Source organism: Stenotrophomonas maltophilia R551-3, from assembly GCF_000020665.1.
GTDB classification, from domain to species: domain Bacteria; phylum Pseudomonadota; class Gammaproteobacteria; order Xanthomonadales; family Xanthomonadaceae; genus Stenotrophomonas; species Stenotrophomonas maltophilia_L.
On sequence record NC_011071.1, the window covers coordinates 3,936,923 to 3,961,641 of the forward strand.

At 65.3% G+C, this 24,719-nt stretch carries 24 protein-coding genes; 10 read left to right on the top strand and 14 right to left on the bottom strand.

Annotation, left to right across the window (positions count from 1 at the left end; genetic code table 11):
- The first annotated feature begins 134 nt into the window (after positions 1 to 134).
- The 7 genes from SMAL_RS17780 to SMAL_RS17810 all read left to right on the top strand — a co-directional run bounded on the left by SMAL_RS17780 (position 135) and on the right by SMAL_RS17810 (position 7,924).
- Complete coding sequence (locus SMAL_RS17780) at positions 135 to 1,412, top strand: efflux RND transporter periplasmic adaptor subunit (protein ID WP_012512163.1); 1,278 nt, start codon at positions 135 to 137, stop codon at positions 1,410 to 1,412.
- A gap of 35 nt (positions 1,413 to 1,447) precedes the next feature.
- Entirely contained in the window at positions 1,448 to 2,173 is a 726-nt protein-coding gene (locus SMAL_RS17785; protein WP_006394322.1) for an ABC transporter ATP-binding protein, read from the top strand.
- A gap of 10 nt (positions 2,174 to 2,183) precedes the next feature.
- Complete coding sequence (locus SMAL_RS17790; RefSeq protein ID WP_012512164.1) at positions 2,184 to 3,482, top strand: ABC transporter permease; 1,299 nt, start codon at positions 2,184 to 2,186, stop codon at positions 3,480 to 3,482.
- A gap of 20 nt (positions 3,483 to 3,502) precedes the next feature.
- Positions 3,503 to 4,720: an ABC transporter permease gene (locus SMAL_RS17795; RefSeq protein WP_012512165.1), complete on the top strand. Its 1,218-nt coding sequence runs from the start codon at positions 3,503 to 3,505 to the stop codon at positions 4,718 to 4,720.
- A gap of 1 nt (position 4,721) precedes the next feature.
- Positions 4,722 to 5,108: a PDZ domain-containing protein gene (locus SMAL_RS17800; protein ID WP_012512166.1), complete on the top strand. Its 387-nt coding sequence runs from the start codon at positions 4,722 to 4,724 to the stop codon at positions 5,106 to 5,108.
- A 120-nt stretch (positions 5,109 to 5,228) separates the two neighbouring features.
- Complete coding sequence (locus SMAL_RS17805) at positions 5,229 to 6,575, top strand: sigma-54-dependent transcriptional regulator (RefSeq protein ID WP_012512167.1); 1,347 nt, start codon at positions 5,229 to 5,231, stop codon at positions 6,573 to 6,575.
- Positions 6,572 to 7,924 carry a sensor histidine kinase gene (locus SMAL_RS17810; protein WP_006394396.1) on the top strand — a complete coding sequence of 451 codons (1,353 nt, stop codon included), beginning with the start codon at positions 6,572 to 6,574 and terminating at the stop codon, positions 7,922 to 7,924. The genes SMAL_RS17805 and SMAL_RS17810 overlap by 4 nt, the downstream gene beginning before the upstream one ends.
- A 47-nt stretch (positions 7,925 to 7,971) precedes the next feature.
- Here SMAL_RS17810 and SMAL_RS17815 read toward each other — a convergent pair whose 3' ends face one another.
- Entirely contained in the window at positions 7,972 to 8,505 is a 534-nt protein-coding gene (locus SMAL_RS17815; RefSeq protein ID WP_006394398.1) for a GNAT family N-acetyltransferase, read from the bottom strand.
- Positions 8,474 to 9,841, bottom strand: a complete 1,368-nt coding sequence (gene glmU, locus SMAL_RS17820) for a bifunctional UDP-N-acetylglucosamine diphosphorylase/glucosamine-1-phosphate N-acetyltransferase GlmU (RefSeq protein WP_006394399.1) — start codon at positions 9,839 to 9,841, stop codon at positions 8,474 to 8,476. The genes SMAL_RS17815 and glmU overlap by 32 nt, the downstream gene beginning before the upstream one ends.
- Before the next feature lie 83 nt (positions 9,842 to 9,924).
- Between glmU and SMAL_RS17825 the strand changes: the two genes are divergently transcribed.
- Entirely contained in the window at positions 9,925 to 10,308 is a 384-nt protein-coding gene (locus SMAL_RS17825; RefSeq protein ID WP_006394401.1) for a GtrA family protein, read from the top strand.
- A 187-nt stretch (positions 10,309 to 10,495) separates the two neighbouring features.
- Here SMAL_RS17825 and SMAL_RS17830 read toward each other — a convergent pair whose 3' ends face one another.
- From SMAL_RS17830 to SMAL_RS17870, 9 genes are all read right to left on the bottom strand, one after another.
- Positions 10,496 to 10,918, bottom strand: coding sequence for a F0F1 ATP synthase subunit epsilon (locus SMAL_RS17830; protein WP_005411127.1), 423 nt, complete (start codon positions 10,916 to 10,918; stop codon positions 10,496 to 10,498).
- A gap of 113 nt (positions 10,919 to 11,031) precedes the next feature.
- A complete protein-coding gene (gene atpD, locus SMAL_RS17835; RefSeq protein WP_006394537.1) occupies positions 11,032 to 12,438 on the bottom strand; it encodes a F0F1 ATP synthase subunit beta in 1,407 nt (468 codons plus the stop codon).
- Positions 12,439 to 12,476: 38 nt separating this feature from the next.
- Positions 12,477 to 13,340 (bottom strand): F0F1 ATP synthase subunit gamma, encoded by an 864-nt coding sequence (gene atpG, locus SMAL_RS17840; RefSeq protein ID WP_006394538.1) that lies wholly within the window; start codon positions 13,338 to 13,340, stop codon positions 12,477 to 12,479.
- A gap of 78 nt (positions 13,341 to 13,418) precedes the next feature.
- On the bottom strand, positions 13,419 to 14,966 hold the full coding sequence (atpA, locus tag SMAL_RS17845; protein WP_012512168.1) for a F0F1 ATP synthase subunit alpha: 1,548 nt from the start codon (positions 14,964 to 14,966) through the stop codon (positions 13,419 to 13,421).
- A gap of 44 nt (positions 14,967 to 15,010) precedes the next feature.
- Positions 15,011 to 15,538, bottom strand: coding sequence for a F0F1 ATP synthase subunit delta (locus tag SMAL_RS17850; protein ID WP_012512169.1), 528 nt, complete (start codon positions 15,536 to 15,538; stop codon positions 15,011 to 15,013).
- A gap of 2 nt (positions 15,539 to 15,540) precedes the next feature.
- Positions 15,541 to 16,011 (bottom strand): F0F1 ATP synthase subunit B, encoded by a 471-nt coding sequence (locus SMAL_RS17855; RefSeq protein ID WP_012512170.1) that lies wholly within the window; start codon positions 16,009 to 16,011, stop codon positions 15,541 to 15,543.
- Between the two features lie 106 nt (positions 16,012 to 16,117).
- The gene (atpE, locus tag SMAL_RS17860; protein ID WP_005411133.1) at positions 16,118 to 16,423 is read right to left on the bottom strand and encodes a F0F1 ATP synthase subunit C; all 306 of its coding nucleotides are present in this window, start codon (positions 16,421 to 16,423) and stop codon (positions 16,118 to 16,120) included.
- A 73-nt stretch (positions 16,424 to 16,496) separates the two neighbouring features.
- Positions 16,497 to 17,297, bottom strand: a complete 801-nt coding sequence (gene atpB, locus SMAL_RS17865) for a F0F1 ATP synthase subunit A (RefSeq protein ID WP_006394651.1) — start codon at positions 17,295 to 17,297, stop codon at positions 16,497 to 16,499.
- A gap of 30 nt (positions 17,298 to 17,327) precedes the next feature.
- On the bottom strand, positions 17,328 to 17,693 hold the full coding sequence (locus SMAL_RS17870) for a hypothetical protein (RefSeq protein ID WP_006394654.1): 366 nt from the start codon (positions 17,691 to 17,693) through the stop codon (positions 17,328 to 17,330).
- Positions 17,694 to 18,155: 462 nt separating this feature from the next.
- Here SMAL_RS17870 and SMAL_RS17875 point away from each other — a divergent pair, with 462 nt between their 5' ends.
- Complete coding sequence (locus SMAL_RS17875) at positions 18,156 to 18,974, top strand: hypothetical protein (RefSeq protein ID WP_012512171.1); 819 nt, start codon at positions 18,156 to 18,158, stop codon at positions 18,972 to 18,974.
- A 462-nt stretch (positions 18,975 to 19,436) separates the two neighbouring features.
- Here the strand turns inward: SMAL_RS17875 and lpdA are convergent, their stop codons facing one another.
- From lpdA to SMAL_RS17890, 3 genes are all read right to left on the bottom strand, one after another.
- Complete coding sequence (gene lpdA, locus SMAL_RS17880; protein ID WP_012512172.1) at positions 19,437 to 21,245, bottom strand: dihydrolipoyl dehydrogenase; 1,809 nt, start codon at positions 21,243 to 21,245, stop codon at positions 19,437 to 19,439.
- Positions 21,246 to 21,353: 108 nt separating this feature from the next.
- Positions 21,354 to 23,066: a dihydrolipoyllysine-residue acetyltransferase gene (gene aceF, locus SMAL_RS17885; RefSeq protein WP_012512173.1), complete on the bottom strand. Its 1,713-nt coding sequence runs from the start codon at positions 23,064 to 23,066 to the stop codon at positions 21,354 to 21,356.
- A 167-nt stretch (positions 23,067 to 23,233) separates the two neighbouring features.
- Positions 23,234 to 23,749: a DNA-deoxyinosine glycosylase gene (locus SMAL_RS17890; RefSeq protein ID WP_006394728.1), complete on the bottom strand. Its 516-nt coding sequence runs from the start codon at positions 23,747 to 23,749 to the stop codon at positions 23,234 to 23,236.
- A 186-nt stretch (positions 23,750 to 23,935) separates the two neighbouring features.
- Here SMAL_RS17890 and SMAL_RS17895 point away from each other — a divergent pair, with 186 nt between their 5' ends.
- On the top strand, positions 23,936 to 24,571 hold the full coding sequence (locus tag SMAL_RS17895) for an OmpW/AlkL family protein (protein ID WP_012512174.1): 636 nt from the start codon (positions 23,936 to 23,938) through the stop codon (positions 24,569 to 24,571).
- The last annotated feature ends 148 nt before the right edge of the window (positions 24,572 to 24,719 follow it).

Here is a 24,719-nt window from a genome sequence, read left to right on the forward strand (position 1 = left end):
TGTCCGGAAAGGTGTCCGCGGACACGCGGACACTTTTCGCACCCATCCAAACCATTGAACTGAAAGGAAATAAAGTTGGCATGCATCGTGCTTGTATCGGGTACCACCCAGGCACCACCGACAGGCACGCATCGATGATCCGCGACACCTCCGCACAGGACCAGATCGTTTCCTCCGCCCCGGCAGGCACCACCCGCGCCTCCTGGCAGCGCTACCGCTGGCCGGCGCTGGGCGCCATCGCACTGCTGGCCGGCATTGGCTGGGCGGTACATGCCTGGTCCAATGCCAGCCGCTCCTTCGACAGCAGCCGCGTGCGCATCGCCGAAGTGAAGCGTGGCGACCTGGTCCGCGACATTGCTGCCGACGGCCGCGTGATCGCCGCCAACAGCCCGATCCTGTATGCCATCTCGGCCGGTACCGTGGACCTGAAGGTGGTCGCCGGCGACGTGGTCAAGAAGGGCCAGGAACTGGCAGTCATCGACAGCCCGGAACTGCGCAGCAAGCTGGCCCAGGAACAGGCCACCCTGGCCGGCCTGGAGGCGGAGTCGAGCCGCGCCGCACTGGACGCCACCCTGGCCCGCGCCAAGTCGCGCAAGGAAACCGATCAGGCCACCATTGAACGGCAGGCCGCCGACCGTGATCTGCAGCGCTACCAGCGCGGCTATGACGGCGGCGCGGTGCCGCAGATCGACCTGGCCAAGGCCAAGGACTCGCTGAAGAAGGCCGACATCACCCTGGCCAACGCCACCACCGATGCACACCTGCAGAGCCAGGGCGCGGACCTGGACGCCCGCAACAAGCGTCTGCTGGCCGATCGCCAGAAGGCCGTGGTGGCCGAGGTGCAGCGCCAGGTCGATGCGCTGACCCTGCGCGCACCGTTCGACGGCCAGGTCGGCCAGGTGCAGGCCATCCAGTCCACCAACCTGGCCGCCAACGCGCCGGTGCTGGGCGTGGTCGACCTGTCCAAGTTCGAAGTCGAGATCAAGGTGCCGGAGAGCTTCGCCCGCGACCTGGCGATCGGCATGCCGGCGCAGCTGACCGGCGGCAACGGCAAGCCGTTCCCGGGCGAGATCAGCGCGGTGTCGCCGGAAGTGGTCAACGGCGAGGTCAATGCCCGCGTGCGCTTCGCCAGCGCGCAGCCGGAAGGCCTGCGCCAGAGCCAGCGGATGTCGGTGCGCGTGCTGCTCGATACCCGCAAGGACGTGCTGAAGGTCGAGCGCGGCCCGTTCGTCGAACAGGGCAACGGCATCGCCTACGTGATGGATGGCCGCACCGCAGTGCGCCGCCCGGTGGAACTGGGCGTCAGCAGCCTGGGCGAAGTGGAAATCAAGTCGGGCGTGCAGCCGGGCGACCGCATCGTGGTCTCCGGCAGCGACCTGTTCAAGGACGCCGAACGCGTCTCCGTCAACTGATACCTGATACCTGAATCCTGGAGAGAGGACACCCCATGTACATGCTCGAAATGCGTTCGGTCGCCAAAGTCTTCCGCACCGAACAGGTGGAAACCCACGCACTGCGCTCACTGGAACTGCAGGTCAAGGAAGGCGAGTTCGTCGCCGTCACCGGCCCGTCCGGCTCCGGCAAGACCACCTTCCTCAACATCGCCGGCCTGCTGGAAACCTTCACCAGCGGCACCTACATGCTCGACGGCCAGGATGTGAGCAAGCTCGGCGACGATGCGCGCAGCCGCCTGCGCAACCAGAAGATCGGCTTCATCTTCCAGGGCTTCAACCTGATCCCCGACCTGAACCTGTTCGACAACGTCGACGTGCCGCTGCGCTATCGGAAGATGAGTGCCAACGAGCGCCGCGAGCGCATCGAGAAGGCACTGAGCCAGGTCGGCCTCGGCTCGCGCATGAAGCACTACCCGAACGAATTGTCCGGCGGCCAGCAGCAGCGCGCGGCCATCGCCCGTGCACTGGCCGGCAGCCCGCGCCTGCTGCTGGCCGACGAACCGACCGGCAACCTGGACACGCAGATGGCTCGCGGCGTGATGGAACTGCTGGAGGAGATCAACGCTGCCGGCACCACCATCGTGATGGTCACGCACGATCCGGAACTGGCCGCACGCGCGCAGCGCAACGTGCACATCGTCGACGGCCAGGTGACCGACCTGGTGCGGGAGCCGGTGCTGGCCACCCCCCCGCGCCACATCGTCGCCGTCAACGAGTGAGGGCCCGACCATGTTCGCCTACTACGCCCGATTGGCGGTGCGCAGCTTCCGCCGCAACAAGATACTGACCGCGCTGATGGTGGTTGCCATCGCGCTGGGCATCGGCGCCTCGATGACCACCCTGACCGTGTTCCATGTGCTGTCGGGCGACCCGATTCCCGGCAAGAGCGACCGCCTGTTCTATGTCCAGCTGGATGCGGCGACCGGTGCCTATGTCGCTGGCGAGGAACCGGAAACCCAACTGACCCGATTCGATGGTGAAGCGCTGCTGCGCGAAGCCAAGGGTGAACGCCAAGCGCTGATGAGCGGCGGCGGCGGCACCATCGAACCCGACAGCAGCACCCTCAAGCCCTTCAGCATTGATACCCGCTGGACGTCGGCCGACTTCTTCCCGATGTTCGAAGTGCCGATGCAGTACGGCCGCCCGTGGAGCCGCGAGGACGACGAAGCCAGGGCGCGCGTGGTGGTCATCTCCAAGGCGCTCAACGACAAGCTGTTCCAGGGCGCCAACAGCGTGGGCCGCGATCTGCGCATGGAAGGCCAGAGCTACCGCATCGTCGGTGTGATGAAGGAGTGGAGTCCCGAGCCGCACTTCTACGACCTGACCACCGGCAGCTACGGCAAGGACGAAGACCTGCTGCTGCCGATCTCCACCTCCTTCGACCTCAAGCTGGGCAACAACGGCAACATGAACTGCTTCGGCGAAAACCCCGACGGCAACAGCTACTCGCTCAATGCACCGTGCGCCTGGCTGCAGTACTGGGTGGAACTGGACCCGGCCAAGGCCGCCGACTATCGCCGCTACCTGGAAAACTACTCGACCCAGCAGCGAGAAGCCGGCCGTTTCAAGCACCCGCCGAACGTGCGCCTGCGCACGGTGATGGAATGGCTGGACTTCAACGGTGCGGTGCCCAGCGACGTGCGTCTGCAGCTGTGGCTGGCCCTGGGCTTCCTTGGCGTCTGCCTGGTCAACACGGTGGGCCTGCTGCTGGCCAAGTTCCTGCGCCGCAGCGGTGAGATCGGTGTGCGCCGTGCCCTCGGTGCCAGTCGTGGCCAGATCTTCCTGCAGTGCCTGGTGGAAGCCGGCGCGGTCGGCGTGGTCGGTGGCCTGCTTGGCATCGGACTGGCCCTGCTCGGCCTGTTCGCGGTGCGCCAGCAACCGGTGGAGTACGCCAAGCTGGCCCATCTGGACGGCAACATGCTGCTGCTCGCACTGGGCCTGACCCTGTTCGCCAGCCTCGCCGCCGGATTCCTGCCCGCCTGGCGCGCCATGCAGGTCACTCCGGCCATCCAGCTCAAGTCGCAGTAAGTACGAGAACGAGGACTCCCATGGACATCCGCCCCATCCTCAGCACCCTGCGCCGGCACAAGACCGCGGCCGCCCTGATCGTGCTGGAAGTCGCGCTGACCTGCGCCATCGTCTGCAACGCGCTGTTCCTGGTCAGCCAGCGCGTCGACAAGATCAGCATGCCCAGTGGCATCGCCGAGAACGAACTGGTGATGCTGCGGGTCAGCGGCATCGGCGAGCAGACCAACGCCATGGCCCGCACCCGCGAAGACCTGGCCTCGCTGCGCGCCATTCCCGGCGTCACCAGCGCCACCATCATCAACCAGGTTCCGTTCCGCAATGGGTCCTCCAGCAGCAGCATCTCGCGTGTGCTCGACCAGGAGCGCCCGACCACGAATGCCTCGATGTACACCCTGTCCGAAGGTGGATTGGGAACCATGGGCATCAACCTGATCGCGGGTCGTGACTTCCTGCCCAGCGAGTACAAGGACATGAAGGAGGCGACCAAGGGCGGCGCCAAGGAACAGGCGATTCCGGTGATCTTCACCCAGGCCACGGCCGCCAAGATGGAACCCAACGGCAGCGCGCTGAACAAGACCTACTACATGGGCAAGCAGCCCCTGAATGTGGTCGGCATCGTCGACACCCTCAGCACGCCCAATGGGTGGAGTGACAACTGGACCAACTCGATGCTGCTGCCGCTGCGCCGCAGCTTCGATGAAGGTGGCACCTATGTGCTGCGCACCGACCCTGCGCGCCGCGAGGAAGTGCTCAACGCCGGCGCCACTGCACTGGAGCGCAATGATCCCAACAGGCTGATGCGCGACAAGCTGACCTATGAAGACCAGCGCAAGGACTTCTTCAAGAACGACCGCGCGATGGTTGGCCTCCTGATCACGGTCAGCATCTCGTTGCTGGTGGTCACTGCACTGGGCATCATCGGCTTGGCCAGCTTCTGGGTGCAGCAGCGCAGCAAGCAGATCGGCATCCGCCGCGCACTGGGCGCCACCCGTGGGCAGATTCTGCGCTACTTCCAGACCGAGAACTTCCTGCTGGCCACGCTGGGCATCGTGCTGGGCATGCTCGCCGCCTATGCGATCAACCTTGCACTGATGAACATGTACGAGCTGCCACGCATGCCGCTGTACTACCTGCCGCTGGGCGCGCTGCTGCTGTGGGTGCTGGGCCAGATCGCGGTGTTCGGGCCGGCCCGGCGTGCTGCAGCCGTCCCGCCGGCGGTCGCCACCCGGGGCGCGTGAGATGCGCGCCCGCTGGATGCTGCTGGTGATGCTCCTGCCGCTGCCGGCTCTGGCTGGCGGTGGCAACTCGCAGACGCTGGAATGGCGCCAGGATGATGCACGGCTGGCACTGCGCTCGACCGAGGGCCAGGTGCATGTGGACGCCGCCAGCCCAGAGGCCCGCTTCGGCGTGCGCAGCGGCGATCGCATCCTGCGCGTGGACGACACTGCGGTGCGCCGGGTCGAGCACCTTGCCGGCGCCCTGCGCCACGCCACCGGCCCCACCGTCTATCTGTTGCTGCGCCGCGACAGGCGCGAAATGACAGTCCCGGTGAATGCGGCTGCCTGGCGCCTGGCGCTGGTCGCTCCGCCTCCACCGGCACCACCCCCTCCGCCAGCGCGGCGCTGACCCCGCCTGCCCCTGCGGCCACGGGTTTGGCTATGCTTGATGGGTGGCGCCGGGCTCTCCCGGTGCGTGGACACGATCGGCTCCATCGGCGCCGCCCATCCCTTTCTGCAGAACCGCTTGATGCCTTCGATCCTGATCATCGACGACAACGCCAGTGTAGGCACCGCACTGGATGTGCTGTTCTCCCTGCACGACATCGACACCCTGCAGGCGCAGAGCCCGACCGAGGGGCTGGCGCTGCTGGAATCGCAGGCGGTCGACCTGGTCATCCAGGACATGAACTTCAGCGAGGACACAACCTCCGGGGAAGAAGGTGAGGCCTTGTTCGCGCAGATCCGCGCACGCCATCCGGACCTGCCGGTGATCCTGCTCACCGCCTGGACCCACCTGAGCAGCGCGGTGGACCTGGTCAAGGCCGGTGCCGCCGACTACCTGGCCAAGCCGTGGGACGACCGCAAGCTGCTGACCACCGTCAACAACCTGCTGGAACTGTCCGAGGCGCGTCGCGAACTGGACCGGCGCCGCAGCCGTGAACTGCGTCAGCGCAATGCGCTGGAAGAGAAGTACGACCTGTGCGGCGCGGTCTTTGCCGATCCGGCCAGCGAGCGCGTCATTGCCCTGGCCTGCCAGGTCGCGCGCTCGGAACTGCCGGTGCTGATCACCGGCCCCAATGGTGCGGGCAAGGAAAAGATCGCGCAGATCATCCAGGCCAATTCGCTGGTGGCCAAAGGACCGTTCATCACGGTCAACTGCGGTGCGCTGCCGTCGGAACTGATCGAGGCCGAACTGTTCGGTGCCGAGGCCGGTGCCTACACCGGCGCCAACAAGGCACGCGAAGGCAAGTTCGAAGCCGCCGATGGTGGCACCCTGTTCCTGGATGAGATCGGCAACCTGTCGCTGGGCGGGCAGATGAAACTGCTGCGCGTGCTCGAAACCGGCCGCTTCGAGCGGCTGGGCTCCAACCGCGAACGCCAGGTCAAGGTACGCGTGGTCAGTGCGACCAACGCCGACCTGCCAGCGATGATCCGCGAGGGCAGCTTCCGCGAAGACCTCTATTACCGCCTCAATACGGTGGAACTGGTGCTGCCGCCGCTGGCCGAGCGCGCGGGCGACATCGTGCCGCTGGCCGAGCGCTTCCTGACCGCTGGCAAGCCGCTGTCCAGTGCTGCCACCGCTGCCCTGCAGCGGCACCCCTGGCCGGGCAACGTGCGCGAGCTGCGCAACGTGATCCAGCGCGCCGAACTGCTGGCCACCGGCAACCGCATCGAAGTAGCTGATCTCAACCTGCCGCGTGCAGCCGCCGCTCCGCGCCCGGCGCCCAGCGTGGGCAATGATCCCGACCGCGCGCGCATCGAAGACGTACTGGCGCGCAACCACGGCGTCATCGCGCAGGCCGCCGCCGAACTCGGCCTGAGCCGGCAGGCGCTGTACCGGCGGATGGATCGCCACGGCATCCCACGCGAATGAAACGGCGCTCGTTCACCTTCCGCCTGTTCCTGCGCCTGCTGCCGGTGCTGGCGCTGGCCGCCGCCTTGCCATGGCTGCTGGCGTACTGGATGGACCATGGCTGGGTGGTTACCACGGTGTCGGCGCTGGTCCTGCTGTCGCTGATGTGGTGGACCCTGCGTCGCGCCACCGCGCCGGTACGTTCGCTGATGCGCGCCCTGTCCGGCACCACCAGCAGCTACCGCGATGGCGAGTACAACTTCGGCGTGTACTGGCCCGGCAACGATGAACTGGGTGACCTGGTAGAAGCCCACCGCGAGCTGGGTGATGTGCTGCGCGCGCAGCGACAGGGCCTGGTGCAGCGCGAGCTGCTGCTGGACACCATGGTGCAGAACACGCCGGTGGCAATGCTGCTGATCGCTTCCGGTGGCGATGGCATCGCCCGCGTGGTGTTTTCCAACCTGGCCGCGCGCAAGCTGCTGCACGGCGGCTGGAAGCTGGAAGGCCAGCGCCTGGAAGAGGTGCTGGAACAGGTGCCGGTGGAGCTGCGCGATGCCATCGCCCGTGGCGGCGACAGCCTGTTCGCAGTACACGCCGAGGGAGAGGATGGTGATGAGGACGACGAGCAGGTCTACCACCTGTCGCGGCGCGCCTTCCAGCTCAACGGCCGACCGCATGACCTGCTGCTGGTGCGTCTGCTGACCGCCGAGCTGCGGCGCCAGGAAGTGCAGACCTGGAAGAAGGTGATCCGGGTGATCAGCCACGAGCTCAACAACTCGCTGGCGCCGATCGCATCGCTGGCCCATTCCGGCGGTGTGCTGGTGCAGCGCGAACGCTTTGATCGGCTGCCGGAGATCTTCACCACCATCGAAGACCGTGCGCGCCACCTGGAAGGTTTCATCCGCGGCTATGCGCGCTTTGCCAAGCTGCCGCAACCGCAGTTGCAGACCGTGCACTGGGCACCGTTCCTGTCCAGCATGCGCCAACAGATTCCGTTCGGCATGGAGCACGAGCCGGACGAGGAACTGAGCAGCCGCATCGACATCGCACAGTTCGGGCAGGCGCTGTTGAACCTGCTGAAGAACGCACATGAAGCCTGCGCCGAGGCTGATCCGCCGAACGACGATGTGCAGGTGCAGCTGACGCGGTTGCCGCAGTGGCTGCGCCTGGACGTACTCGACCGTGGCAAGGGCATGAACGAGCAGGTGCTGCAGAACGCGTTGATGCCGTTCTATTCGACCAAGCGCAACGGCACCGGATTGGGCCTGGCCTTGACCCGCGAGATCGTGGAAGCGCATGGCGGCCGGGTATCACTGCAGAATCGCGGCGATGGCGGGTTGTGCGTGTCGATCCTGTTGCCGGTGGGTTGAGCGGGAAGATCCACGCCATGCGCGGATGTGCCGACCAAGGCCGGCAGCTACCAGACGCGCCGCATCACCACCCGCAGGTTCATCGGGAACCCCAGCGCGGCCTCTTCGGCCATCACCGCGCGCAGGCCATCGTTCCACTCCGCCTGCGGCACTACCGCGAACCCTTCGCTGGCATAGAAGGCCGCATTCCACGGCACGTCGGACAGCGTGGTCAGCACCGCGGCTGCGTAGCCCCCGCCCCTCGCCTGCGCCATTGCGTGGCGCAGCAATGCACGGCCGTGGCCACGCCGCGCGTGCGTGGGATCCACGTCCATCTGCAGCACATGGAACTCACCGCACAGTTCGCCGGCCAGCAGGTAACCCGCAACGCCACCATCAGCTGCATCGACCACCCACAACTGACCGCGCTGCAAGCCCTCCTGCAGGGTCTGCAGGTCCAGCCCATGGCCGGCGAACACCGTGTAGGCCGGATGACCTTTCAGCAGTTCGCCGGCACGTTGCTCAATGGCAGGCAGCGCACCGAGCTCTTCGGCGCGCGCTGCACGTGGCTCAGGACTTCTTGAGCGGGCGCTTCCAGCCATCGATGGTTTCCTGTCGTGCACGTGCCAGGGTCAGCTTGCCATCCGGGGCGTCGCGGGTGATGACCGAACCGGCGGCAATCGTCGCGCTGTCGCCAATGGTCACCGGTGCTACCAGCGAACTGTTGGAACCGATGAAAGCGTTGTCGCCGATGGTGGTGGTCGACTTGTTGACGCCGTCGTAGTTGCAGGTGATGGTGCCGGCACCAATGTTCACCTTGCTGCCGATCACCGCGTCGCCCAGGTAGGTCAGGTGGTTGGCCTTGCTGCCCACTCCCAGGGTGACCTTCTTGGTCTCGACGAAGTTGCCCACGTGCACGCCGTCGGCCAGCACGGTACCGGGGCGCAGGCGGGCGAACGGTCCTACCTGCGCAGCACCTTCGGTGATCACGCCTTCCAGGTCGCAGTGCGCACGCACTTCGGTGCCCGGGCCGAGATTGACGTCCTTCAGCCGGTTGAACGGTCCAATGGTCACGCCATCGCCCAGCACGATGTTGCCCTCGAGCACGACGTCAACATCGATCAGCACGTCGTTGCCGACACTGACAGTACCGCGGATGTCCAGGCGCGCCGGATCACGCACGCGCGCACCCTGCGCGCACAAAGCGCGCACGGCGCGGCGCTGCCAGGCGCGCTCCAGCTGCGACAGCTGCCAGGGATCGTTTGCACCTTCGGCTTCCTGTGCATCAGCCACCAGCGCCATCTCGGCCGGGGTGTACTCATGCGCGGCGAAGGCGAACACGTCGGTGAGGTAGTACTCGCCCTGTGCATTGCTGTTCGACAGCTGCGACAGCCAACGGCGCAGCGCGGTGGATTCGGCGGCGATGATGCCGGTATTGATCGTGCGTACGCGCAGCTGGTCGTCGTTGGCGTCCTTCTGCTCGACGATCGAGCCGACCTTGCCCTCGGCGTCGCGCAGCACGCGGCCATATCCGGTCGGATCATCCATCTCGGCCACCAGCACGGCCAGCCGACCGGGCTGCGCCAACAGGTCACGCAGGGTCTGTGCGCGGATCAGCGGCACGTCGCCGTACAGCACCAGCACCTGTGCGGCATCGGGCACCTGCGGCATCGCCTGGGCGACCGCATGGCCGGTGCCCAGCTGCTGCGCCTGCTCGGCCCACTGCAGGTCGGGCTGGCCGGCGAAGTGCTGGCGCACCGCTTCACCACCATGGCCATAGACCACATGGATCGCCGCCGGTTCCAGTTCGCGGGCGGCCGCGATCACGTGCGCCAGCATCGGCTGGCCGGCGATCGGCTGCAGCACCTTCGGCAGCACCGATTTCATGCGCTTGCCGGCGCCGGCGGCGAGGATGATGACGTGCAGGGGTTGGGTCATGGGAGCGGCAATCCGTGGTTCGTTGCCCGTGATTCTAGAGCGTAGGCCGTTAACATGGATGTCCTCCTGCCTTCACCACGCCCATGACCCTCGTCCGCCAGGGAAGCACCTACCTCGTCATCGGGCTCATGCAGCTGCTGGTTGACTGGCTGGTGTTCGTTGTCACCACCGCGCTGGGGTTGCCGATAGTACCGGCCAACGTCGCCGGACGCCTGGCCGGGATGCTGCTGGGCTTCTGGCTCAACGGCCGTTACACCTTTGCCGAGGCAGGCACGCACAAACTGGGCTGGAGGCGCTTCGCGCGCTTCTTCGGGCTGTGGCTGCTGTTGACCGTGGCCAGCACACTGCTGGTAAGCCTGGTCGACCACACACTGGGCCTGCAGTACACCTGGCTGGCCAAGCCACTGGTGGAAGGCGGGCTGGCCGGCGCGTCCTTCCTGCTGATGCGCTACGTGGTGTATCGCTGACGCGGCGCAGGGATCGGGATCGGTAGAGTCGACTGTCAGTCGACTGCTCTTCCATCAGACCGCGAAAATCCCGCGCTGCGCGCGATAGTCGACTGACAGTCGACTCTACCCAGTCGGCCCTGCCCCACCAGCCAAACAAAAACGCCGGCGCAGGGCCGGCGTTCTCGTGGATGCAGCGCGAGAAACCTCAGTGCTTGAGGGTCTTGCGCAGGCGCTCCAGCGCCTGCAGCTGGACAACAGCTTCAGCCAGCTTCTGCTGGGCTTCGGCCACTTCCATCGCTTCGCCGCGATTGGCCAGGATGCGCTCGGCTTCTTCCTTGGCCTTGCGGACCGAGGCTTCGTCGATGTCCTGTGCGCGGATCGCGGTGTCGGCCAGCACGGTCACGACCTGCGGCTGCACTTCCAGGATGCCGCCGGAAATGGCGAAATCCAGCTGCTCGCCGTTCGGCGTGGTCACCACCACCTTGCCCGGCTTCAGGCGGGTGATCAGCGGCGCGTGCTTGGGCGCGATGCCCAGTTCGCCCAGCTCACCGGTGGCCACGACCAGGGTCGCTTCACCACGGAAGATTTCCTGCTCGGCGCTGACGATGTCGCAACGGATGGTGCTCATGGAACTCTCTTCGCTAGGGGGCGGGTGTTACCCACCGCAGGGGTTTCCGCAGCGGTGGGCGCAGGCCCACCCCGTGTCACGGATGGGACAGGCCGAAGCCTGTCCCCGCCGCATCAGGCCTTCTCGGCCATCTTCTTGGCCTTCTCGACCGCTTCTTCGATGCTGCCGACCATGTAGAACGCCTGCTCCGGCAGGTGGTCGTACTCGCCATCGACGATGGCCTTGAAGCCACGGATGGTGTCCTTCAGCGACACGTACTTGCCCGGCGAGCCGGTGAACACTTCGGCCACGTGGAACGGCTGGCTGAAGAAGCGTTCGATCTTGCGTGCGCGCGACACGGCCTGCTTGTCTTCTTCGGACAGTTCGTCCATGCCCAGGATGGCGATGATGTCCTTCAGTTCCTTGTACTTCTGCAGGGTCTGCTGGACGCGCTGGGCGGTGTCGTAGTGCTCGTGGCCGATGACCAGCGGGTCCATCTGGCGGCTGGTGGAATCCAGCGGGTCGACTGCCGGGTAGATACCCAGCGAGGCGATCGAACGCGACAGGGTCACGGTCGAATCCAGGTGGGCGAAGGTGGTCGCCGGCGACGGATCGGTCAAGTCATCCGCGGGAACGTAGACGGCCTGGATCGAGGTGATCGAACCGTTCTTGGTCGAGGTGATGCGCTCCTGCAGGACGCCCATTTCCTCGGCCAGGGTCGGCTGGTAACCCACTGCCGACGGCATGCGGCCCAGCAGTGCCGACACTTCGGTACCGGCCAGGGTGTAGCGGTAGATGTTGTCGACGAACAGCAGCACGTCCTTGCCCTTGCCGTTCTCGTCCTTCTCGTCGCGGAAGTACTCGGCCATGGTCAGGCCGGTCAGCGCAACGCGCAGACGGTTGCCCGGCGGCTCGTTCATCTGGCCGTACACCATCGCGACCTTGTCCAGGACGTTGGAGTCCTTCATCTCGTGGTAGAAGTCGTTGCCCTCACGGGTACGCTCACCCACGCCGGCGAACACGGACAGACCGCTGTGCGCCTTGGCGATGTTGTTGATCAGTTCCATCATGTTGACGGTCTTGCCGACGCCGGCGCCGCCGAACAGACCGACCTTGCCGCCCTTGGCGAACGGGCACATCAGGTCGATGACCTTGATGCCGGTTTCCAGCAGCTCGGTGGCCGGGGACTGGTCTTCGTACGACGGCGCGTCGCGGTGGATTTCCCAGCTGTCGCTGGCGGCCACCGGGCCGGCTTCGTCGATCGGACGGCCAAGCACGTCCATGATGCGGCCCAGGGTACCGGCGCCGACCGGCACCGAGATGCCACGGCCGGTGTTGACCGCAACCAGGTTGCGCTTCAGGCCATCGGTGGAACCCAGCGCGATGCAACGGACCACGCCGTCGCCCAGCTGCTGCTGGACTTCAAGGGTGATCTCGGTGTTTTCCACCTTCAGTGCGTCATACACCTTCGGCACCGACTCACGCGGGAATTCGACGTCGACGACGGCGCCGATGATCTGAACGATCTTGCCCTGACTCATTGCTGCATCCTCTAAATGTGTGCTTTGAACGAACGCGGTCAGACTGCTGCCGCGCCGCCGACGATTTCGGAAATTTCCTGGGTGATCGCTGCCTGGCGCGCCTTGTTGTAGACGAGCTGCAGATCGCCGATCAGCTTGTTGGCGTTGTCGCTGGCCGACTTCATCGCGACCATGCGTGCGGCATGTTCGGACGCGACGTTCTCCAGCAGCGCCTGGTACACCAGCGATTCGATGTAACGCGTCATCACGTGCTCGAGCACGGTCGCGGCATCGGGTTCGTACAGGTAGTCCCAGTCGTGATGGGCGACCTGCTTCTCGGCGGCCGGCAACGGCAACAGCTGATCGAAGCTGGCCTTCTGCGTCATCGTATTGATGAAGCGGTTGTAGACCAGGTACACGCGATCGATCTTGCCTTCGGTGAAGGCATCGAGCATGACCTTGATCACGCCGATCAGCGATTCCAGCTTCGGCACGTCACCGATGTGGGTCACGCTGCCGACCATGTTGACCTTGACCCGGCGGAAGAAGGTCGACGCCTTCTGGCCGATCGTCACCATGTCCACTTCGGCACCCTTGTCCTGCCAGGCCTTGGCTTCACCCAGGAGCTTGCGGAACAGGTTGTTGTTGAGGCCGCCAGCCAGGCCGCGATCGGAAGAGATCACGATGAAACCGACCCGCTTGACCTGCTCGCGCTCGACCAGGAACGGATGCTGGTAGTCGGTACTGGCCTGCGCCAGGTGGCCGATCACCTGCTTCATCGCCTGCGCGTACGGACGCGAGGTCTTCATCCGATCCTGCGCCTTGCGGATCTTGGAGGCCGAGACCATTTCCAGGGCGCGCGTCACCTTGCGGGTGTTCTGCACGCTCTTGATCTTGGTTTTGATTTCGCGTCCGCTTGCCATCTTTGATTCCCGTAGAGCGGGGCTCTGCCCCACTGCATTCAACGGTGTGGCGGGGCCAGGCCCCGCCACACGTTCGTCTTACCAGCTGCCGGTGGTCTTGAACTCGGCGATGCCCTTCTTGAAGGCACCTTCGATGTCGTTGTCCCAACCGCCGGTGGCGTTGACCTTGTTGATCAGCTCGCCCTGGGTGTTGGCGAAGTGGGCGTGCAGGCCTTCTTCGAACGCCAGCAGCTTGTTGACCGGCACGTCGTCGAGGTAGCCCTCGTTGACGGCGTAGATCGACAGCGCCTGGTTGGCGATCGACATCGGCGCGTACTGCTTCTGCTTCATCAGCTCGGTGACGCGCTGGCCACGCTCCAGCTGCTTGCGGGTCGCTTCGTCCAGGTCCGAGGCGAACTGCGCGAACGCAGCCAGCTCACGGTACTGGGCCAGCGAGATGCGGATGCCGCCCGACAGCTTCTTGATGATCTTGGTCTGGGCCGAGCCACCGACGCGCGACACCGAGATACCGGCGTTCACGGCCGGGCGGATGCCGGCGTTGAACAGGTCGGTTTCCAGGAAGATCTGGCCGTCGGTGATCGAGATCACGTTGGTCGGAACGAACGCGGAAACGTCGCCCGCCTGGGTTTCGATGATCGGCAGCGCGGTCAGCGAACCGGTCTTGCCGGTGACCTTGCCTTCGGTGAACTTCTCGACGTACTCCTCGGACACGCGGGCAGCGCGCTCGAGCAGACGGGAGTGCAGGTAGAACACGTCACCCGGGTAGGCTTCACGGCCCGGCGGGCGCTTCAGCAGCAGCGAGATCTGGCGGTAGGCAACGGCCTGCTTGGACAGATCGTCGTACACGATCAGCGCGTCTTCGCCGCGGTCCATGAAGTACTCACCCATGGTGCAGCCCGAGTAGGCGCTGATGTACTGCATGGCAGCCGATTCGGAAGCAGTGGCGGCAACCACGACGGTGTGTGCCAGCGCGCCGTTCTCTTCAAGCTTGCGCACGATGTTGGCGATGGTCGAAGCCTTCTGGCCGATCGCAACGTACACGCACTTGATGCCGGTGCCCTTCTGGTTGATCACCGCATCGATGGCCATCGCGGTCTTGCCGGTCTGGCGGTCGCCGATGATCAGCTCACGCTGGCCACGGCCGATCGGGATCATCGAGTCGACCGACTTGTAACCGGTCTGCACCGGCTGGTCGACCGACTTGCGCCAGATCACGCCCGGTGCAACGCGCTCCACCGGAGCGGTCAGGTCGGTACCCAGCGGGCCCTTGCCATCGATCGGCTCGCCCAGGGCATTGACGACGCGGCCCAGCAGTTCCGGACCAACCGGCACTTCCAGGATGCGGCCGGTGGTCTTGGCAACGTCGCCTTCGCGCAGGTGCTCGTAGCCGCCCAGGACCACGGCGCCGACCGAGTCGCGCTCCAGGTTCAGGGCCAGGGCGAAGCTGTTGTTCGGCAGTTCGATCATTTCGCCCTGCATCACGTCGGCCAGACCGAAGATGCGCACGATGCCGTCGGACACGCTGGTCACGGTGCCTTCGTTGCGCGATTCCGCGGCCAGCTTGACCTTCTCGATGCGGTTCTTGATCAGTTCGCTGATTTCGGAGGGGTTGAGCGTGGTTGCCATCGTCAAGTCCTAGTGCCGGCAGCGGGGCCGGACGTTAAATGAATTCAGTTAGCGAGCGCGGTCTGCAGACGGGCCAGCTTGCCCTTCAGCGAACCATCGATGACCACGTCACCGGCGTCGATCACGGCGCCACCGATCAGCGAGGCGTCGACCGCGGTGGTCACTTCGACCTCGCGGTTGAAGCGCTTGCGCAGCGCGGTCTTGATCGCGTCCAGTTCACCGGCCGAGAGTTCGGCGGCAGAGGTCACGTTGGCCTTGACCACGTGCTCGGCATCGGCGCGCAGGGCGTCGAACATGCCGGAGATTTCCGGCAGCAGCGGCAGACGATGCGATTCGGCCAGGATGGCCAGGAAGCGCGAGTAGGTCTCGCCGTGGGTCACCGGCGCCAGCAGGGCGACGGCGTCGTCACGGCCCAGCTCCGGGTTGGCGAGCAGGGCCGCCACGCGCGGGTCGGCGGCGACGTGGGCGGAGAACGCGAGGGCGTCCGACCACGGCGCGAACGCGCCTTCGTCGCGCGCGGTCGCGAACGCGGCGCGGGCGTACGGGCGGGCAAGCGTGAGGGCCTGGCTCATCCTTAGATCTCCGAGGCCAGCTCGTCGAGCAGCGCCTTGTGGGCGTTGGCGTCGATTTCGCGCTTGAGCAGCTTTTCGGCACCGGTCACGGCCAGCGCGGACACCTGCTTGCGCAGATCTTCACGGGCACGATTGGCGGCGGCGTCGATCTCAGCCTGGGCCAGATCCTTCTGACGGGTGGCTTCGGTGATCGCTTCGGTACGGGCAGCATCAACGATCTGGTTGGCACGCGCGTGGGCCTGATCGATGATCTCGTTGGCCTTGGTGCGGGCTTCCTTCAGCGCTTCGTTGACCTTCTCCTGCGCCTGGGCCAGATCTTTCTGGCTGCGGTCGGCAGCAGCGAGGCCTTCAGCAATCTTCTGCTGGCGCTCTTCGATCGCGTTCATCAGCGGCGGCCAGATCTTGGTCGCGATGATCCAGATGAGACCAGCGAAGGCGAGCGCCTGCGCAAGAAGGGTGAAATTGATATTCATGGTTAGCTCGATCGCTGGTTTCGGGGTGGACGCGCCGCCGAAGCGGCGCATCCGGCCTTCATCCGAAACCGGGTGCATCAGCACCCGGTCGTCTCAAACCGCTGTATCAGCCGGCCAGAGCCTTGGTGACGGCGCCAGCAAAGGCAGCCGACAGCGGGTTGGCGAAGGCCAGCAGCAGGCCGACGGCGACCGAGATGATGAACGCGGCGTCGATCAGGCCAGCGGTGATGAACATGCGCACCTGCAGGACCGGGATCAGTTCCGGCTGGCGGGCGGCCGACTCCAGGAACTTACCAGCCATGATGGCCAGACCCAGACCGGCGCCCAGCGCGGCCAGGCCGATCATGATGCCGACGGCAAGGGCGGTGGAGCTCTGAATCTGCGCGAAGTTGGTCAGGACGGCGAAGTACATGGTTATCTCCAGGAACTTAAGTTGCTAAGGGTGATGAAACGGATGAAGGTTGAAACGCGTTGAAGCTTGAAACTCAGTGAGCGTCTTCCGACAGGCTCAGGTACACGATCGACAGCATCATGAAGATGAAGGCCTGCAGCGGGATCACCAGCAGGTGGAACAGCATCCAGCCGAGGCCGAACGCACCACCGGCAATGGCACCGAAGAAACCGGCACCACCCAGCACCCAGATCAGCAGGAACACGATTTCGCCGCCGAACATGTTGCCGAACAGTCGCATCGCCAGAGAAATCGGCTTGCTCAGCCACTCGACGATGTTGAGGATCAGGTTGAACGGCATCATCCACTTGCCGAACGGCGCCGTCAGGAATTCCTTGATGAAGCCGAGCAGGCCCTTGGACTTCAGCGCGAAGAACAGCATCAGGAAGAACACGCTGAAGGCCATGCCCAGGGTGGCATTGACGTCAGCGGTCGGCACCGGCTTCCAGTAGTGGACGCCCGCCCATTCCAGCGGCTTGGCGATGAAATCGGCCGGGATCATCTTCAGCAGATTCATCATCAGGATCCAGAAGAAGATCGTGATGGCGATCGGCGTCACCAGCTTGCTCTTGCCGTGGTAGGTGTCCTTGGCCTGGCGGTCGACGAACTCCAGGCAGATCTCGACGAAAGCCTGCCACTTGCCCGGCACGCCGGCGGTGGCCTTGCGGGTTCCCAGCCAGAACGCGACAACAATCACCAGGCCCATCAGGACCGCGGTGAGGAAGGTGTCGACGTGGATGTGCCAGAACATACCCTCACCCTTGCCGACCGGCGCGGTCAGGTTGTGCAGGTGATGCTGGATGTAGCTGGTAGGGGTTAGAGCCTCGCCCGCCATGTGTCCGGAACCTTAGTTAATTGAATTCTGTCAACGCCTGGCCATGGCCAGGACCTGGAACATCAGACCGACGGCGATACCGGCCAACAGCGCCAATGCAGGCAGCTTGAAGACCAGGAACCCCACCAGCAGGACGCCGAATACCACCACCCACTTGGCGACGATCGCAATGATCAGGCGAGCCATCGCCGATCCTGCGGCCAGTGCCCCACCGCCCAGTGCCATCCGTGCCGCAACCCAGCCACCGGCCGAAATGGCCACACCGGACGCCAGCGCGCCGAGGGCATACTTCGGACCAACCAGCAGGAAGGCCAGGGCCAGGACAGCCACTGCGGCCAGCGGGTAGACCGCGGCGCGCAGCATCAGTCGCCGACCCGCATCAACGGAGTTCAGCACAGGACGTCCCGCGTGGTTGCAAGTGGAAGGCTGAGGCAACTACAGCAAGGGGGGCCTCATCGAGCCGCCAAATTATAGCAATGGGACAATTTGCGAGACAACCGCTGCCTGTTCATCCCGGGAAGCCGCAAGTTGCGGTAGCGCTTACATTTTTGCGTGCCACCCGGGGGACAATGACGTCCGCGCGATGTTGCAGCGCAGCATTGAACTTTGGTCGCAGGCCACGGAACTTTCGCCGCAGCGTGCCGGTCCGATCTTTCGACCTGCCTGCAGCAACCTCGTCGACGCTTCGCCCCGCAGGTCCCACGATGGCCCCGAAGCCCCGCTCCGGGGCCATCTTTTTTGCATCGTCGCGACAGCGCTGAACCGTGCACATGCCGTGGACCATACGTTCACGGATGGTGGACGGCGCCGTCCGGCACAGTGGTCTTCATTCTGATGAACCACTGCAAGGACTCTTCGATGCGCCCCGTACCCACCCTGCTCGCCCTTTCTCTGCTCGCCGCCGGCGCTTCGTTCGCCACAGCCGCCCACGCCGCTGAAGGCGATGACCGCTTCGCCCTGCGCCTGGGTGCGATGAACATCGACTCGGACAACACCCTTCGCGGCAAGACCAACGTCGCCGGCCAGGACATCGGTTTCTCCGAGGACTTCAAGCTGGGGGGCAAGGAATGGGAGCCGCGCATCGACGGCATGTTCCGCATCAGCAACCGCCAGCGCCTGCTGTTCAACTACTTCAAGTACGACAAGGACCGCCGCGAGACCCTTGGCCAGGACATTTCCTTCGGTGACGTCAACGTGCCGTCCGGCAGCTTCGTCAAGGGCGAGCTGAAGTACCAGGTCGCCAGCCTGGTCTATGACTACTCGGTGGTGGACACCGATACCTTCGACCTCGGCCTGCAGCTGGGTGCCGAGTACGCCAAGGTCAGCAGCAAGGCCTACGCCGATCTGGGTACCGTCTATGAGGGACAGTTCCTCAACGAGAAGACCGACGGCGTCGCTCCGGTGGTTGGTGCGCGCCTGAGCTTCACGCCGTCGGAGAAGTGGATGATCACGCTGCAGGGCCAGTACCTCAACACCCGCTGGGGCAGCTTCGATGACTACAAGGGCGACTTGAGCCGCGCCAACGCCATCGTCGATTACCGCTTCACGAAGAACTTCGGTGTGTTCGCTGGCTACGACTGGTTCAAGCTCGACGCGGACAAGAAGGGCAGCGACGGCACCATCGGCCTGAAGCAGGAGTTCAAGGGCCCTGTGGCCGGCGTCAGCTTCGTGTTCTGATCCCCCGCCCCTTCCACGGCACTCTCTCTCCTGGCGCGGCCTCCGGAACATCGGGGCCGCGCTTTTTCTTTGCATCGTCGAGCAGAGAAGTAGGTTGGTCGAGCGCTGGGGGGAGAGGGGCTTGCGTGCGAATGTCCCCCGGCGCCGGCCTGCGGCCGTCACCTCCTCCTTTACTTCGCACGCAAGCCCCTCTCCCCCCGCGTGTCAGGCATCCACGCGGCCTTTGCAGTGGCAGTGGCTCTACTTTCCGCAAGCCGAGCCGCTGCGCGGGTGGCAGGCATTTCGACAAAGTAAAGGAGGAGGCGACCGCCGCAGGCGGGCGACGGGGGACATTTGTCGAAATGCCTGCCACCCGCGCAGTGGCCCGGACCCTCGCGATGACAACAGCCGAAGACCTCCCCGCAGCCAACAAAAAAACCCCGGCAGAGGCCGGGGCTTTTCGTTCGGAACGGCGCGGGCGCCTTACTTCTTCTTCGGCATGTACAGATCGGTGATCGTGCCGTCGTAGATTTCCGAGGCCATCGCCACCGATTCGCTCAGCGTCGGGTGGGCATGGATGGTGTGGCCGATGTCTTCGGCTTCGGCACCCATCTCGATGGCCAAGCCGATTTCGGCCAGCAGGTCACCGGCATGCACGCCAACGATGGCACCACCGATGATGCGGTGGGACTCTTCGTCGAAGATCAGCTTGGTAAAGCCCTCGGTGCGGCCGATGCCGATAGCGCGGCCGCTGGCGGCCCACGGGAACTTGGCCACGCCGACCTTCAGGCCCTTGGCCTTGGCTTCGGTCTCGGTCACGCCGACCCAGGCGATTTCCGGGTTGGTGTAGGCCACCGACGGGATCACGCGGGCCACCCATTCCTTCTTGTGGCCGGCAGCCACTTCGGCGGCCAGCTTGCCCTCGTGCGTGGCCTTGTGGGCCAGCATCGGGTTGCCGACGATATCGCCGATGGCAAAGATATGCGGCACGTTGGTGCGCATCTGGCGATCCACCGGGATGAAGCCACGGTCGGTGACCTGCACGCCGGCCTTCTCGGCATCGATCTTCTTGCCGTTCGGCGAGCGGCCAACAGCCACCAGCACGCGGTCGAAGGTGCCCTGCGCCAGCGCGGGCGACTGGCCTTCCTCGGCGGCTTCGAAGGTCACGGTGATGCCCTTGGCATCGGCGCTGACGCCGGAGGCCTTGGTCTTCAGGTGCACGTCGATGCCCTGCTTCTTCAGGCGGTCAGCCAGCGGCTTGACCAGGTCCTTGTCGGCGCCCGGCATCAGCTGGTCCATGAACTCGACCACGGTGACCTTGCTGCCCAGCGCGCCATACACGGTGGCCATTTCCAGGCCGATGATGCCGCCGCCGACAACCAGCAGCGAACCCGGCACTTCGGCCAGTTCCAGCGCGTCGGTGGAATCCATCACGCGCTTGTCGTCCCACGGGAAGTTCGGCAGCTTCACTGCCTGCGAACCGGCGGCGATGATGCACTTCTGGAAGCGCAGCAGCTGGGTGCTGCCGTCAGCCGCGGTGATTTCCAGCTCGTTGGCAGAGACAAACTTGCCGACGCCCTGCACGCTGCGGACCTTGCGCTGCTTGGCCATGCCGGCCAGGCCCTTGGTCAGCTGGTTGACGACCTTTTCCTTGTACTGGCGCAGCTTGTCCAGGGTGATGGTCGGCTTGCCGAACTCGACACCGAAATCACCGGCGTGGGCCACTTCGTCGATGACCGCTGCAGCGTGCAGCAGCGCCTTGGACGGAATGCAGCCCACGTTGAGGCAGACGCCGCCGAGGCTGGCGTAGCGCTCGACCAGCACCGTATCCAGGCCGACGTCGGCGGCGCGGAAGGCAGCGGTGTAGCCGCCCGGGCCGGAGCCCAGCACGACCATTTCGCATTCGATGTCGGCCTGCTTGCCGCTGGACAGCGCCGGCTTCGGCGCAGCAGGTTCAGCCGGGGCGCGGTGCGACGGGGTCACCGGCGGCTTGCTGGCCGGAGCGGCCGCTGCCGGGGCCGGCGCGGCGGCCTTGGCCGGGGCTTCGGCGGCACCTTCGGCGTCCAGCACCACGACCACGGCGCCTTCGGACAGGGTGTCGCCCAGCTTGACCTTGATTTCCTTGACCACGCCGGTGGCCGAGGACGGCACTTCCAGGGTGGCCTTGTCCGACTCCAGGGTCACCAGACCCTGATCCTTCTTCACCGTGTCGCCGACGGCGACCAACACTTCGATCACCGGCACATCACTGTAATCGCCGATGTCGGGAACCTTGACTTCAATCGTGGCCATGGTGGGTTTTCCTCGTGCCCGCCCGGCGGCGCCGGCGGGCTGTGTCACTGCATCTGTTCACGCGGCCGCGCAGGGGCGGCGGCCGCACGGTGGGGGCGAAGCGGTGCCTTACAGCAGCACGCGGCGCATGTCGGCCAGTACCTGCGACAGGTACGTGGTGAAGCGTGCGGCCAGGGCGCCGTCGATGACGCGGTGGTCGTAGCTCAGCGACAGCGGCAGCATCAGCTTCGGTGCGAATTCCTTGCCGTTCCAGACCGGCTGGATGGACGACTTGGAGACGCCGAGGATGGCCACTTCCGGTGCATTGACGATCGGGGTGAACGCGGTGCCGCCGATGCCGCCCAGCGAGCTGATCGAGAAGCAGCCGCCGCTCATGTCGGCCGGGCCCAGCTTGCCGTCGCGCGCCTTCTTGGCCAGTTCGCCGGTTTCCTGCGCGATCTGCACCACGCCCTTCTTGTCCACGTCGCGGATGACCGGCACGACCAGACCGTTCGGGGTGTCGGCGGCGAAGCCGATGTTGAAGTACTTCTTCAGGGTCAGGTTCTCGCCGCTGGCATCGAGCGAGGCGTTGAACTCCGGGAACTTCTTCAGCGCCGCGGCACTGGCCTTGATCAGGAAGGCGAGCATGGTCAGCTTGATGCCGGCCTTCTCGTTTTCCTTGTTCAGCGCCACGCGCAGGCCTTCCAGGTCGGTGATGTCGGCCTGTTCGAACTGGGTGACGTGCGGGATCATCGCCCAGTTGCGGGCCAGGTTCGCGCCGGAAATCTTCTTGATGCGCGACAACGGCTGCACTTCAACGTCGCCGAACTTGCTGAAGTCGACCTTCGGCCACGGCAGCAGGTTCAGGCCACCCCCGGCAGCGACAGCAGCACCGCCGGCAGCCGGCACGCCGCCGCTGAGTGCGGCCTTGACGAACTTCTGCACGTCACCCTTGGTGATGCGGCCACCCTTCTCAGTGCCGTTGATCTGCAGCAGGTCCACGCCCAGTTCGCGGGCGAACACACGCACCGCCGGGGTGGCATACGGCACCTTGGCCGGCAGCACGCCATCGGCGTTGAACTGCACCGGCGGGCTGGTCGGGGTACCGGCCGAGGCGATCTCGCGGGCCGCCAGCTTGTCCGGCTGCGCCGGCACAGCGACCGGCTCGACCTTGGTGGCGGTCTCGGCGGCAGCCGGAGCGGCAGCAGCGGCTGCCTTGGTCGGCGCCGGCACGGCAGCGCCCTCGGCCTCGATGATGGCGACCACATTGCCCTGCGACAGATTGTCGCCGACCTTGACCTTCAGTTCCTTGACCACGCCAGCCACCGACGACGGCACTTCCATGGTGGCCTTGTCGCTTTCCAGCGTGACCAGGCCCTGGTCCTTCTTGACCGTGTCGCCGACGGCGACCAGCACTTCAATGACCGGAATGCCGGAATAGTCGCCGATATCCGGCACCAGCGCTTCAACCGCACCACCGCTGGCAGCCGGAGCGGCCGGCGCAGCTGCGGCCGGGGCCGGCGTGCTCTGGGTGGCAGCGGCCGGCGCTGCGGCCTTGGCCGGTGCCGGGGCGGCAGCAGCCGGCTTGGCAGCCTCGCCTTCAGCCACTTCGATCAGCGCCACGACCTTGCCCTCGGACAGGGTGTCACCGACCTTGACCTTGATCTCCTTGACCACGCCGGCCACGGCCGACGGCACTTCCATGGTCGCCTTGTCGCTTTCCAGCGTCACCAGGCCCTGGTCCTTCTTGACCGTGTCGCCGACGGCGACAAGCACCTCGATTACCGGGATATCGCTGTAGTCACCGATATCGGGGACAAGTGCTTCCTTGATTTCGGCCATGGGGATAACTCCGGCAATCTGGTGTAGGGAAACGTCTATTGTGCGGCCAGCGGGGGCCAGCGCCAACCGTTACAGGTGTTTTCAGTACGCACGCAGCCGGGACACGCTGTTGCCCATGGGTTGCGGCTGCATCCAGTCGGTAGCGTATTGTCCGGACGATGTCCGCTTCATGTCGCCAGTGCGTCGGCCACCGGCTGCCAGGCCAGGCGCAGGCGCGGCAACGACCACGCGGCATTGGCCGGGCTGGTGGATGGCAGCGCCAGCAGCGTCGGCGGGGCTTCCAGGCGGGGCAACACCCAGCGCTGGAATGCCTGCAGCGACGCACCACCGTTGCAGCCGATCAGCTCCAGCTCAGGAAGCGAAGCGATCAGTGCCGGCAGCGCATTGGGCACTTCCGTGCCGCGCACGATATCCGCATCCAGGCTGCCGCGCCGCTCGCACTGGCCGATCACATCCCACAGGCCGACCTTTGCCGCCGCCAGGGCCTGCAGCCGTTGTGGGTAGGCCAGTCCTGCGTCAAAGCCGCAGATATCGGCCAGCAGCGGCCAGAAACGATTGCGTGGATGGGCGTAGTAGCGCTGCTCCTGTAATGACGCAACGCCGGGCATCGAGCCCAGCAGCAGCACCCTGCAATCCGCCTTCACCTGCGCTTGCAGGCCGATGCACAACGTTGCTTCGCTCACATCTTCTCCAACTGCATGAATGCCACTGATGGTCGGAAAGCCCATGAAAACAGGCTTTCCGCTCCAGTCGCTGAACAAGGAAAACTATTTTTTAACGCGCGTCGGATTCGATTCATGTTGGGGCGACTACGGTGTGCTCGCCCCGCAACCGGGGGCCCAAAACAAGAAACATTAGGAGATACCCCCATGCGCTCCATCCGTATCCTGAGTCTCGCCCTGCTGACCTCCGCCGCATTCGCGCCGGCCGCTTTCGCCCAGGACAGCAGCACCACCGATACCGCTTCGGGCAAGCATTTTGCCGTGGTTGGCGGCGTCGCGCTGCTGCAGCCGAAGAACGATCCGATCGACGGCATCAAGAAGGTCGATGGCGGCCCGGCGCCGACCGTCAGCTTCAGCTACTACATCAACGACAACTGGGCCGTTGAACTGTGGGGCGCCGCCGACAAGTTCGACCACAAGGTGAAGGGCCCGAACAACGCCCGCCTGGGCAACGTCGAGCAGCAGCCGGTCGCACTGAGCGGTCAGTACCACTTCGGCCAGGCCGACAACGTGTTCCGTCCGTTCGTGGGCGTGGGCTACTACCAGTCCAGCTTCAGCAATGAAACGCTGGCTGACGGCAGCAGCTCCGACATCCGCCTCAAGGATGCGAAGGGCGTGATCGGCACCATCGGCGTGGACATGAACATCAATTCCACCTGGTTCGCCCGTGCCGACGCCCGCTACATGCGCTCGCGCCCGGACGTGAAGGTCGGCGGCGAGAAGATCGGCGAAGCCAAGATGGATCCGTGGACCGTCGGCTTCGGCATCGGCGCCCGCTTCTGATCCAGGCAGTAACTGCTTCATTGATGTAACGCGACGGGCCCTGCGGGGCCCGTCGTCGTTTCCGTCACCCGCGTTCTGTAGAGTCGACTGTCAGTCGACTGCTTTTTCGATAGCCGAGCATGGCTCGGCTCTACAAGAGCAGTCGACT